Source organism: Parasediminibacterium schistidii, assembly GCF_046546515.1.
GTDB lineage: Bacteria > Bacteroidota > Bacteroidia > Chitinophagales > Chitinophagaceae > Parasediminibacterium.
In genome coordinates this window covers 195,768-208,252 of sequence record NZ_JBKHKJ010000004.1, presented here as the reverse complement: position 1 = coordinate 208,252, position 12,485 = coordinate 195,768, and the positions used below count along the sequence as shown (strand labels likewise).

The 12,485-nt window shown below is 40.7% G+C and carries 12 protein-coding genes; 4 read left to right on the top strand and 8 right to left on the bottom strand.

The genetic code is table 11. The annotated features are described in order from the left end of the window. On the bottom strand, positions 1-541 hold a 541-nt coding region (locus ACHFIY_RS03925; protein WP_410844758.1), incomplete at its 3' end, for a Uma2 family endonuclease. 186 nt (positions 542-727) lie between these two features. Here ACHFIY_RS03925 and ACHFIY_RS03920 point away from each other — a divergent pair. Together ACHFIY_RS03920 and ACHFIY_RS03915 are read left to right on the top strand one after the other, a co-directional pair. After that, positions 728-3,403, top strand: coding sequence for an AsmA-like C-terminal region-containing protein (locus ACHFIY_RS03920; protein ID WP_410844757.1), 2,676 nt, complete (start codon positions 728-730; stop codon positions 3,401-3,403). 26 nt (positions 3,404-3,429) lie between these two features. Next, positions 3,430-4,140 (top strand): DNA alkylation repair protein, encoded by a 711-nt coding sequence (locus tag ACHFIY_RS03915; RefSeq protein WP_410844756.1) that lies wholly within the window; start codon positions 3,430-3,432, stop codon positions 4,138-4,140. A 71-nt stretch (positions 4,141-4,211) separates the two neighbouring features. On the opposite strand, the gene ACHFIY_RS03910 is transcribed toward ACHFIY_RS03915, so the two are convergent. Beyond that, on the bottom strand, positions 4,212-5,837 hold the full coding sequence (locus tag ACHFIY_RS03910) for an ABC-F family ATP-binding cassette domain-containing protein (RefSeq protein ID WP_410844755.1): 1,626 nt from the start codon (positions 5,835-5,837) through the stop codon (positions 4,212-4,214). A gap of 195 nt (positions 5,838-6,032) precedes the next feature. Here ACHFIY_RS03910 and ACHFIY_RS03905 point away from each other — a divergent pair, with 195 nt between their 5' ends. Beyond that, positions 6,033-6,551 (top strand): NUDIX hydrolase, encoded by a 519-nt coding sequence (locus ACHFIY_RS03905; protein WP_410844754.1) that lies wholly within the window; start codon positions 6,033-6,035, stop codon positions 6,549-6,551. Between the two features lie 318 nt (positions 6,552-6,869). Here the strand turns inward: ACHFIY_RS03905 and ACHFIY_RS03900 are convergent, their stop codons facing one another. From ACHFIY_RS03900 to fbp, 5 genes are all read right to left on the bottom strand, one after another. Beyond that, positions 6,870-7,433, bottom strand: coding sequence for an NUDIX hydrolase (locus tag ACHFIY_RS03900; protein WP_410844753.1), 564 nt, complete (start codon positions 7,431-7,433; stop codon positions 6,870-6,872). Positions 7,434-7,435: 2 nt separating this feature from the next. Then, complete coding sequence (locus ACHFIY_RS03895; RefSeq protein ID WP_410844752.1) at positions 7,436-7,960, bottom strand: YfiT family bacillithiol transferase; 525 nt, start codon at positions 7,958-7,960, stop codon at positions 7,436-7,438. Positions 7,961-8,201: 241 nt separating this feature from the next. Beyond that, entirely contained in the window at positions 8,202-8,966 is a 765-nt protein-coding gene (locus ACHFIY_RS03890; protein WP_410844751.1) for an ABC transporter ATP-binding protein, read from the bottom strand. Positions 8,967-9,064: 98 nt separating this feature from the next. Then, complete coding sequence (locus ACHFIY_RS03885; RefSeq protein WP_410844750.1) at positions 9,065-9,580, bottom strand: hypothetical protein; 516 nt, start codon at positions 9,578-9,580, stop codon at positions 9,065-9,067. A 121-nt stretch (positions 9,581-9,701) separates the two neighbouring features. Next, a complete protein-coding gene (fbp, locus tag ACHFIY_RS03880) occupies positions 9,702-10,718 on the bottom strand; it encodes a class 1 fructose-bisphosphatase (protein WP_410844749.1) in 1,017 nt (338 codons plus the stop codon). 191 nt (positions 10,719-10,909) lie between these two features. Between fbp and ACHFIY_RS03875 the strand changes: the two genes are divergently transcribed. Continuing rightward, entirely contained in the window at positions 10,910-11,383 is a 474-nt protein-coding gene (locus tag ACHFIY_RS03875; protein WP_410844748.1) for a hypothetical protein, read from the top strand. A gap of 107 nt (positions 11,384-11,490) precedes the next feature. On the opposite strand, the gene ACHFIY_RS03870 is transcribed toward ACHFIY_RS03875, so the two are convergent. Then, entirely contained in the window at positions 11,491-12,459 is a 969-nt protein-coding gene (locus ACHFIY_RS03870; RefSeq protein WP_410844747.1) for a YpdA family putative bacillithiol disulfide reductase, read from the bottom strand. Positions 12,460-12,485: the final 26 nt, after the last annotated feature.

Genomic DNA, 12,485 nt, shown 5'->3' with positions numbered 1-12,485 from the left:
TCTTTATTAAAGGCAAAGCTATTCCTAAAAATGGAAGTTGCACTTCATCTTCCTTATTGGTATATTTATGTGTTACCCATCCGCCATTTTCACGGGCATAAAGGGTTATCAAAGTTGTTTCAGGCTCTACAATCATATAATATTGAAGGGAAGGGATTTTTGTATAGTTGATGTATTTATCGACATAATCATTTATTTGTGTTGATTCGGATACCACTTCTATAATTAATTCTGGTTCAGATTTAATGTATTTATTCCCTTCCGTCTTTGCTTCTTTGGTTACAAAAACATCGGGGTAGTAATATTTCGCTTCATGTGGGATGCCAATTTTCACGTCATTTGCATACACTTGATACCCTTTGCTTTTCGGCAATTGCATTAACATAAATGCCAATGCTAAAGCTAGTTCATTGTTAATATCTTTTCCCCCTGCTATTTCAAATAATTGCCCGTTTATAAATTCATGGCGGCTTTCGGAAGCCAATTCATAATGAATATACTCCGCTACCGTGAAAATTTTATCGCATATAATTTGTTTCATAACTTTTTGTGCCATTTCAAACATAAAAAAGATTTGGAAGTTATGTACAAAAAAGTTGCTAAAAGTTGTATAAAAGTCTTTAGAAATATAAGTTTTAGCGATTATTTTACCCACATTAAAAAACAATTAACCGCCAATGTTTGCAAATAGTTCTTAATTTGGCAGCGAGTGTAAAAACTATAAATCATGGTAAAGAAAATATTGAAAATTATTGCGATTGTTTTGTTGATTGTGGTAGTGGCGGCGGCCGCCATCCCTTTTATTTTTAAAGGGAAAATAATTGAGACCGTTAAAACCCAGATCAATAAAAATCTAAATGCAAAGGTTGACTTTACCAATGTGGACTTGTCGCTTTTCAGGCATTTCCCTAAGTTGTCCGTGGATTTGCATGGCTTGCAGGTGGTGGGCAATGATCAATTTTCTTCCGACACGCTTTTGTCCGTGAAAAGTTTTGATGTTTCGCTGGATTTGATGAGCGTTATCAGCGGTGGGCAAATGAAAATATATACCATCAACCTAGACGAGCCACGTATCCATGCCATTGCCCTGAAAGATGGCAGTGCCAACTGGAACATTACAAAACCTTCGGCAGACACCACAACAACCACCACAGAAAGCAAGCCTTTCAAATTGAACCTGCAAGCATACGCTATACACAATGGCTATATCAGCTATATAGACAAAGGCATGAACATGAACATGGAAATAGTTAACCTTGAACACAGCGGGAAGGGCGACTTTACTTCTGACTTGTTTACGCTATCTACCAAAACCACGGCCGACACGCTCAACTTTAGCTTTGGCGGTGTGCCTTACTTGAACAAAATAAAAACCAGCATAGACCTAGACATTACGATAGACAACCCCAACAAAAAATACACATTCGAGACAGACAAAATAGCTTTGAACGCCTTACAACTCAGCACGGGCGGCTACTTCCAATTTGTGAACGACACTACCTATGGCATGGACATCCATTTCAAAGCACCGTCCACCGATTTTAAAAATATCTTATCTTTTGTGCCTGCTATTTACCAAAACAATTTTGCTTCCATCAAAACCAGCGGTTCTGCGTTGCTGAATGGTTTTGTAAAAGGCAATTACAACAGCAAGCAAATACCAGCCTACCAACTGAACTTGGAAGTAAAAGACGGTTTCTTCCAATACCCCGAATTGCCAGAGGCGGTAAAAAATATCAATTTCGCTGTGAAAGTGGACAATCCAGACGGAGTTACTGACCATACAGTGATTGATGTGCCACAAGGGCATATAGAAATGGCGGGCGAGCCTTTTGACTTTAAAGTGCTGGTAAAAAACCCTGTTACGGATATGTATATAGATGCGGCTGCTAAGGGGAGGCTAGATTTATCTAAAGTAACCAAATTTGTAAAACTGCAAGACGGCACGCAACTGGCTGGCTTGTTAACTGCCGACGCATCAATGAATGGCAATGCAAGCACATTGAAAAGCAAGCAATACGACAAGTTTAATGCAAAGGGCACGATTGGGTTAGGTAATTTCTTTTATGCTTCCAAAGATTACCCTTCAGGCGTTAAAATCAACAATATGTTGATGACGTTTAACCCGCAGAACGTAACCCTTAGCAATATGGACGGCCAATACATGAAAACAACTTTTGCTGCCAACGGCTACATCAACAACCTGATACCTTATGCGCTGAAAAATGAACCATTGGAGGGCGTTGTAACTCTAAAAGCGGGCGATGTAAATTTGAATGAATTAATGGGCGTTTCTACAGACACGGCTACCAAAAACACCCCTGCCGCCGCACCTTTTTTAGTGCCTGCCAACCTAAACCTAACACTGAATGCCGTAATAAACAAAGTAGTATATGACAACCTGATTTTGCAAAACCTTTCTGGTGCCATGCAAATTGCAGACGAAACGGTGAAACTAAACAATATTAAAGGTAATGCGCTGGACGGGCAAATGGCGGTTAGTGGCTACTATTCTACCAAACTAGACAAAAAGAAACCAGATATTTCGTTGACGTATAATTTAACGAATGTGGATATACAAAAAACATTCTACACCTTTAATACGGTGCAGAAAATAATGCCCGTTGGGCAATATTTAGGTGGCAAAGTAAGCTCGCAGTTTACTATGAAAGGCAAACTGGGCGACAATATGATGCCAGACATGAACAGCCTATCGGGCAATGGTGATATGCTGTTGATACAAGGCGTGTTGAGCAAATTTGCACCAGTGGCAAAAGTGGCCCAAACGCTTAATATCAATCAACTAACACAAGATATTTCGCTGAAAGACCTAAAAGGCGTGTTTGAATTTGCCAATGGCAAAGTGCTGATAAAACCATTTAATGTAAAAGTGAAAGATATAGACATGGAAATTGGCGGGCTAAACGGGTTTGACAAATCGATTGACTATACCGTGAACTTAAAACTGCCACGCTCCCTCATGGGTACGCAAGGAAATAACCTAATCAATAACCTCGCTTCCCAAGCCGCTAGCAAAGGCGTGCCTGTGAAACTGGCGGACATTGTGAACCTGCAAGTGAAACTAGGTGGCTTTATGAACAACCCAACCGTGAAAACAGATTTGAAGCAAGCTGCCAGCAGCCTTGCCCTCGACTTGAAACAACAAGTAACCGACTTTGCCCAAGCAAAAATAGACAGCACCAAAAAAGCAGTAACCTCTGCCGTAAAAGACACTATTGCCGCTGTGAAACAACAATTGGTGGAACAAGCAAAAACACAGCTTGCCAACCAGTTGCTAAACAAGAAAGACAGCACTGGCCAACCCGTTGACCCTAAAAAGACAATAGAAGAAGCAGGAAAAGGGTTGCTGAAAGGGTTTAACCCGTTTAAGAAGAAGGGGTAGGGAATATAATTATAAAAACAAGCACCATGCCTACACTTGAAGAAACCATGGCCGAGCTGCAAGCTATGGGTGAAGAAAACGTAAAAAAAATATGGCTGAAACACGGCATAAAAGAGCCTTTTTTTGGTGTAAAGATTGAAAACCTAAAGAAGCTGCAAAAGAAAATTAAAACCAACTACCCTCTTGCCAAGGAACTGTATGCAACGGGCAATGCCGATGCGATGTATTTGGCTGGGCTTGTAACTGACGACAACCAAATGACCAAAGAAGATTTGAACCAGTGGGTAAGGCAAGCTGAATCAAGCAATATCTATGAGTATACAGTACCTTGGGTGGCTTCGCAAGGAAAATATGGTTATGAGTTAGCTTTGGAATGGATTGATAATCCAGAACCGCTTATAGCAACTGCTGGATGGGCAACATTAAGCTGCCATGTAGCACTAACACCTGATGAACAATTAGACATCCCTTTTTTAAAGGAAATGCTAGGCAGGATAGTACAAACAATTCATAGTGCAGGTAATAGAGTAAGGCATAAAATGAACGGCTTTGTAATAGCATTAGGCAGCTATGTAGCCCCTATGACAGAAGATGCAATTGCTGCGGCTAAAACAATTGGCTTTGTAAAAGTAAACATGAACGGCACTGCCTGCAAAGTACCCGATGCCGTGGAATATATAATGAAAGTAAAAAACAAAGGGGCAATTGGTAAAAAGAAAAAAGAAGTAAAGTGCTAATCCCTTGTTTAAAATAAAAAGCTGCCCTAATAACTAGGGCAGCCTCCATCATATTTTGCTACTTAAATAAACTAAGCATACATCTCTAACCTTAAATCCTTCACACGCTTGTCTTCCATATATTCGTCAAAGGTCATTAATCGGTCGATGATGCCTTTAGGTGTCAATTCTATAATGCGGTTGGCAACTGTCTGCATAAAGGTATGGTCATGCGATGTTAGCAACACAATGCCTGGGAATGTATTACAACCTTCATTGAAACTTTGGATACTTTCCAAATCTAAGTGGTTGGTAGGTTGGTCCAAAACAATACAATTCGGGTTTTGCAACATCATCCGGCTAACCATGCAACGTACTTTTTCACCACCGCTTAGCACATTGGTTTTCTTCATAATATCGTCGCCACTAAACAACATTTTACCAAAGAACCCACGCAGGAAAGGTTCGTCAGCATCTGTTACATGAGCAGGTACAAAATTGCGCAGCCAGTCAAGCAATGTCTCGCCGCTTTTAAAGAAATCATTGTGTTCTACAGGTAAGTAGGCTTTGGTAACAGTTGTACCCCATTCAAATTTTCCGCCATCAGCCACCATGTCGCCATTGATTATTTCAAAGAAGCTGGTAACTGCCGATGGATCTTTACTTAAGAAGGCTATTTTATCGCCTTTGTTTACGCTAAAATTCACTTTATCAAACAATGTCCTGCCATCAACCGTTCTTTTTAGGTTTTCCACGTTCAATATTTGGTTGCCCACTTCCCGCAATGGCTGGAAGATGATACCAGGGTATTTCCTGTTGCTGGGTTCAATTTCATCAATGGTCAATTTCTCCAAGGCTTTTTTACGGCTGGTGGCTTGTTTGCTTTTAGAGGCATTGGCAGAGAAACGAGCAATGAAATCTAACAAAGCAGCTCGCTTGTCTTCGTTCTTTTTGTTCTTGTCATTCTGTTGACGGGCGGCCAATTGGCTACTCTCGTACCAGAAAGTATAGTTGCCCGTATAGGTTTTAATCTTGCTCCTGTCCACATCCGACACATGCGTACAAACCGTATCTAAAAAGTGCCTATCGTGGCTCACCACCAACACAATGTTTTCGTAATCGGCCAAGAAATTTTCCAACCAGCCTATTGTTTCAATGTCCAACCCATTGGTAGGCTCATCCAATAACAAAATATCTGGGTTGCCAAACAATGCCTGTGCCAGCAATACCCGCAATTTCAAGTTGCTGGGTATATCTTTCATCAGGCTTTGGTGGTATTGTTCATCTATGCCCAAGCTGCCCAGCAAAGTAGCCGCATCGCTTTCTGCAGTGTAACCGCCCATTTCGCCAAACTCGCCTTCAAGTTCGCTGGCACGCATGTAATCGTCCTCAGTAGCATCAGGATCCATGTAGATGGCATCCTTCGCTTTCATTACCTCAATCATTTTTTTATGGCCTAGCAATACCGTGTTCAAAACCGTTTCTTCGTCAAATGCAAATTGGTTTTGGTTCAGCACGGCTAGCCTTTCGCCAGGAGTAATTTCCACTGTGCCCTTATTGGGTTCTATTTCCCCAGCCAGTATTTTCATAAAAGTACTCTTGCCAGCACCGTTTGCACCTATTATGCCATAGCAATTGCCTTTTGTGAAATTGATGTTTACTTCATCAAACAGCACCCTTTTGCCAAAAGACAAGGTTATATTTCTTGCACTAATCATCTTGAATAGAAAATTTTTTATTAAGGCTGCGAAATTAAGGTTTAGTGGCTAACGATGGATAATACATTTTTGGTTTTTGGGTAGTAACAAAATGGGTAAATTTGCATAAAAATGTAATAGTGTTGAATAAAAATGACCGCAGGTGCAACCTGAAGTGTTTAATTTCTAGTAAGTTTTATTTTTAAGTATTGTCGTATGCTTGTTTTGAATGTAGATAATGTTGCTGCTTTTACCATCCGTGTATATGGCTTATTGATAGATAGCCAAAAAAGGGTGCTTGTAAGTGACGAATATGTAAGGGGGCATTATTTCACGAAATTCCCAGGTGGGGGTTTAGAGTTTGGGGAAGGCACTAGGGAATGCCTAAAACGGGAATTTAAAGAAGAAACAGGGCTTGACGTGGAAATAGGTGAGCATATTTACACAACGGACTATTACCAAAAATCGGCTTTTAACAGTACCCACCAAATGGTTGCCATTTATTATTTTGTGCAGGCAAAAGACCCTATCTTATTAGAAACCAAAACAATACCTTTTGACTTTGCCCCAGAGCAAACCGCCGACCCAAATGGGCAGAGCGAAGTAAGGAGGTGGATAGCATTGGACAAACTAACAGAAGATGACTTGCATTTGCCAATAGACAAAATTGTGGTGAGGCTTTTAAAAAAAGATGCACAGAAGTATAATTTGGAAAATCTGCCACAAAGGCACTAAAACACAAAAAAAGACAAAGTCTTAGAAAAAGAAGCAATATGCTTTCTTATTTTTTATATAATACTACTTTCAGCCTGTGTTCGTTTTTGGCAAGATAGTAGTAGTTATAAACTTCTGCAATTGGTAGCATTAAACCATACTTTTTTATTTTTGAGTTACAAACAACCCGATTTGAAGCAATAATTTATTAAAATGGGAAAAAATAAAACATTTTTTAATCATTTTTTAATAAGTGGCACGATATTTCCTTACTTTTAATTGTTTTTTAAGGGTTTAGGGTTGAAAAAAGGGCTGTTGTTCCCAACGGCCCTTATTTTTTTATATCAATTGAAGCTTCCCTATTTTCCTTAACGCATTATAAATGCAGGTAACATGCATTGATTGCATAAATGCCCCTTGCTCAAATAGTTCTATAAATTCTTCCATTGTTACAATCAAAACCTCAAGGTCTTCCCCGTGGTCTAGCTCCTGCCCTTGCACTTCTTCCCCTCCGTAAGCAATAAACATGTGCATCAAGTTGGTATTGGTAGATGGGTTGGCCGATGTTTTGCCCAAATATTCAAAACTGTCGAATTTATACCCCGTTTCTTCTAAAAGTTCCCTTGCTATTGCTTCTTCAAAATTTTTGTCAGACGGGTCTACACAGCCACCAGGTATCTCGTACATTGTTTCGCCTAGTGCGTGCCTGTATTGCCTTTCCAGTATTATCCTGCCATCTTTTGTAAATGGCACGGCTGTAACCCAATTGGGGAATTCATACACATAATATGGGGCAATAATTACACCATCTGGCTTTTGGCAGGTATCTATTCGTATAGTGGCCCAGGTGTCTTTCAACAAATATTCCGATGCTAGTGTTTTCCATGTCAAGTCTCTTTGCATATTTACCAGTTATTTCTTTCTCTAAGTGAAGTAATGTGTGCTACATGGTGCTTGCTGTGCCAAGCATACATGCCCAGTAAAAACCAAAGGCTCATTTGCCTGCCATGCTCTGGGTGCACTACTGTCCTCTCCCATTGCTCGTCAGTCAAATCTTTTATGGTTGCATACCAGCGTTGGTGCAGGGCATGGAGCAAGGTTATGGAAACATTAATGGGTACTATGTCATTGTCTGCCAGTAAAGCCCATTCTTTTTCCTCATAAGGTTTTATAGTAGGGTTTAATTCAGTAAGCCCCAGTTTAAACCTGATATAGGCATTAATATGACTGTCTGCAACATGATGCACCAGTTGAATAACAGACCACCCGCCCTCCCGGTATGGGGTTTTCAATTGGGCTTCATCCAAATTGAGGATAGCATATTCAATCGCCTCTGGCAACTGGCGGATTATTTCCAGCCAAGCCTTTTTCTGTTCTTCGCTGTATGGTTCAGGCACGTATTTACCTATTGGGTAACGGGCATCGCTCATTGTTTTAAGTTTTATGTTTTGAGTTTTAAGTTTTTACTTTTAACCGCATATCTCGTAGAAAAGACATCAAAGATGTAATTGCCTTTTATTATTAGGAACAATATAGAAGCCTTTAAAATTGCTATAAATGCCTACCACGGGTTGCACCCGTGGCTACTGTTGTTTAACCCTTTCAGGGTTTTGCTTTATTATTTACTACTTACCACTTATGACTTAATACTTACGACTTATGACTGAACACCTACCCCTCCTCCCTAATCGCATACCCTGTCAGGTTGATAAACACATCTTCCAAGTTTGCTTTTTTTACCTGCACAGGGCGTTCAAAGCCCGTAGCCACAAGGTTGTCGATTAATTGTGATGGGGAATCTATCGCAATTATTTTACCACTGTCTATAATAGCAACCCTATCGCAAAGCACTTCTGCCTCGTCCATGTAATGTGTGGTTATAATCACCGTTGTACCTTGCGCCCTGATGCCTAAAATTAAATCCCAAAGGTTCCTTCTTGCCTGCGGGTCCAGCCCGGTGGTTGGCTCGTCCAAAAAAATAATCTTGGGCTTGTTAATCAAGGTGGTAGCAATAGAAAACCGCTGTTTTTGCCCACCGCTTAGTTCTTTAAATTTTGCTTTTGCCTTGTCTTTCAGGTTTACCTTTTCCAGCAATGCCAGTGCATCAGTTGGTTCGTTGTACAGGCCAGCAAACAGGTTGATTAACTCAACCAAATTTAAACCGGGATAAAACCCACTTGCCTGCAACTGCACGCCAATTATTTTTTTTATTTCGCTTGGCGATTTGTCCAAGTCCAGCCCATCCACTACTACCTCGCCGCTTGTTTTGTTCCTAAGCGTTTCTATAATTTCCAGCGTGGTAGATTTGCCTGCGCCATTGGGGCCAAGCAAGCCAAAAATCTCGCCTTCCAGCACTTCAAAGCTAATGCCTTTCACGGCCTCGAAATTGCCATAGCTTTTGTGCAAGCCGTTTACTTTTATAATTACTTTGCCCATGCTTAATAGTTGTACGTTGTAAGTTATACGTTTTAAGTTGTACGTTGTAAGCTTCTTTTCCCTTTTTTGTGCATTTTTGGCAGCCTGCAAAACCTTAATTACAATTTCATTACAAGCCCTACCCCATTATCGCTGATACCAATAGCTGCACTTGGCAAAGCGTATCTCTTATTGAATACCCTTGTTGCCAAGATTAAATTGCCCGTGCCCCTGTTTAGCAAATACCCACCTGTTATTGCAGCAACAAGGCCAGAACCTGCCATTACCCATCCCCCACTCCTGCTTATTGCCTTATGGTTGCCAGAAGCGTACAGTGCCCCCAAAGATAAAGCAACCGTGCCTACTGAACCAAGCACACTGCCAGTAACCTTGTTAAACTGGTGGATTTGGTACAATTCTATTAACTGTGGGTCTCTCGTCCTATAGAACAATCGCCTGAATTCGGCACTGCCCGTGTAAATAGTATCATTGTAAAAAATACTATTGGGCTTGTTCGTGGCAATATACGTCATTTGTTTTGGCGGTAATCTTTGCTGTGCAACTGCCAGATGGCTTAGCATCAGCAAAAAAATAGATAACCCCGCAAACCTTGCCACTAGAAAAGAATACTTCAACTATAAAGATTTTTTGGGTTGAGTGAATAAAAACCAAATGTACATGCTTTGCCAAATCTAAAAAAAAAATCGGCTTCATACAAACTGTAGAAGCCGATGGTGTTATAAATAAACTATATGATTATTTAATTTTTTCTAGGTAAGTGTCTAGCTCGTCCATCATGTCCACGCTCCCTACAAAAAACGGCGTGCGCTGGTGCAGCTCGGTGGGCTGGATGTCCATGATCCGTTGCTTGCCATCCGTAGCCCTTCCCCCTGCCATTTCTACTATAAAGGCAAAAGGGTTGCATTCGTACAGCAGTCTTAGCTTTCCGCCTGGCTTGTCTGTAGTGCCCGGGTACATAAAAATGCCGCCTTTCATTAGGTTGCGGTGCACATCGGCAACCATACTGCCGATATAGCGCTGGGTGTAGGGACCACCATTGGTTTTGTCTTTTTTCTGGCAAACGTTTATGTATTCCCTTATATGCTCATTGTACTGGAAAAAATTGCCGTGGTTTACAGAATACACTTTGCCGCTTGGCGGGCATTTAATATCTGGATGGCTCAAGCAAAACTCGCCAATAGCAGGGTCCAAGGTAAAGCCATTTACGCCCCTTTTGGTTGCATATACATACATGGTAGATGAACCATAAATAATGTAGCCAGCAGCAACTTGCCTATTGCCAGGCTGCAAAAAGTCTTCTTTTGTGCAAGGCACGCCTGGCTTGCTTATACGGCGGTATACGCTAAAAATGGTGCCTATGGATATGTTCACGTCAATATTGCCACTGCCATCCAATGGGTCAAACTGCACAACATATTTACTGTTGTTGCTTATTTCATCGTCAAATACCACAAAGTCGTCTAGCTCCTCGCTGCCAATGCCCGCACAACTAATGCCGTGCTGCAACACACCCATAAACTGGTTATTGGCATAAATGTCTAGCTTTTTCACATCTTCGCCTTGCACATTTACAGACCCTGCATCGCCCAAAATATCAACTAGCCCTGCCTTGTTTACTTCCACATTCACCCGCTTTGCGGCAAGGCCTATGTCTCGCAATAAGCTACTAAGCTCGCCAGTGGCACTGGGAAACTGGCGCATCTGCTGGATGGTAAACTCATCCAGCGTAAGGATTTTCCTGTTAACTATCATAATATATTTTGTATTTGTGCTAAAGATAAGGGGGCAGCAATAATGAGTAACTTTTTTTGGAAATAAAAGTACCGGGAACGTTGCCGGGCAGAAGTAAGTGGTCAGTACCAATATGTACATAAATCATTAAATACCGCTATAGTTTAAGAAAAGTTTTATTATTTCGTTTTATTAATAATCAATCAAAAATCATGGAAGCATTAAAAAAAGCAAGTCTTACAAAAAAGCTTATTGTGTTTGCTAGTATACTTGTATTTATAATTTCGCTTACACAAGACGCCTTCAAGACAGATTACTATGAAAATATTAAAGGTGAAGGTACACCTGCATTTTTGCTCTTATTAATAGGTTGGCTAGATTTTGGAAAAGCAGGAACCTCTTGGCTTGCAAACCCATTGCTTTTATATTCTTGGGTTATGTTGTTTAAAAAACCATTGTTTTCTACGATTGCCGCTTTTTTATCAGTTTTATTTTCAGCATCCTTTTTATTGTTTTCCAAAATAGCTGCAAACGAATCAGTAACCTACGCCAATATTACTTCTCGCGAATTGGGGTATTGGCTTTGGTTAACAAGCTGTGGAATTATGAGTTTGGGGACTATATTTATATATTTTAATAAGCGTCAAAAAGTGAGTTTAATCACTAAGCATGATTTAGTGGAATAAATCTAGAAGTTTTGTTGGCAGTACTTGTCACATACAAGTGACGACTTAGGATTAACTTCCCGAAAGTTTTAAACTTTCGGGAAGTTGTTGCATTGACCACTCACCACTTACGACTGACCACTTATGTTCTTTACAATCATATCCGCATGTACCCTAGAGTTTTCTATAAACCATTTATGGGTGTTCATGCCGCCGCAAACCACTCCAGCTAGGTATATATGTGACTGATTGGTTTCCATGGTTTCGGGGTTGTAGGAGGGTTGGCGAATAGAATCATTGCTAAGTTCTATGCCTAGTTGCTCCAACAATGCAAAACTGGGTTGGTAGCCAGTCATTGCCAATACAAAGTCGTTTTCTATTTCTACAATGCCTTCGGGGGTGTTAATGTTTACGGTATTTGATGTAATACTATTCATTGTTGTATTGAAATAGGCTTTAATGCTACCCTCCTGTATTCTGTTCACGATATCAGGCCTAGCCCAGTATTTCACCCGCTGCCCTATTTCTTCGCTTCGTACAACCATTGTTACTTGAGCGCCTTTACGCCAGGTTTCCAAAGCAACATCCACGGCAGAATTATTTGCCCCCACCACTAATATTTTTTGAAAAGCATAAAAATGCGGGTCGTTGTAATAGTGCAGTACTTTTGGCAATGCCTCACCAGGCACGCCCATCAGCACGGGGATGTCGTAAAAACCAGTGGCAACGATGATGTTTTTAGTTTTGTAACGTTTCTTAGTAGTTTGCACTTCAAAGCTGCCATCCCCTACCCTATTTGTTGTTTCTATTGCTTCAAACAATCGTATGTTCAGTTGGTGCAGCTGCACCACCCGCCTGTAATACTCTATTGCTTCCTGCCTATTGGGTTTTGCATTCAGGCTCATAAAAGGCACATTGCCTATCTCTAGTTTTTCGGAGGTAGAGAAAAAAGTCATGTTTGCCGGGTAATTGTACAGGCTATTGGTAAGGCAGCCCTTGTCAACAATCACATAGCTAAGGCCAGCATTTTTTGCCGCAATGCCACAGGCTAGCCCTATGGGGCCTGCACCAATAATAAAAATATCGTAATTGTTCATGATACCAACGCTTAAAACAAAGGCAA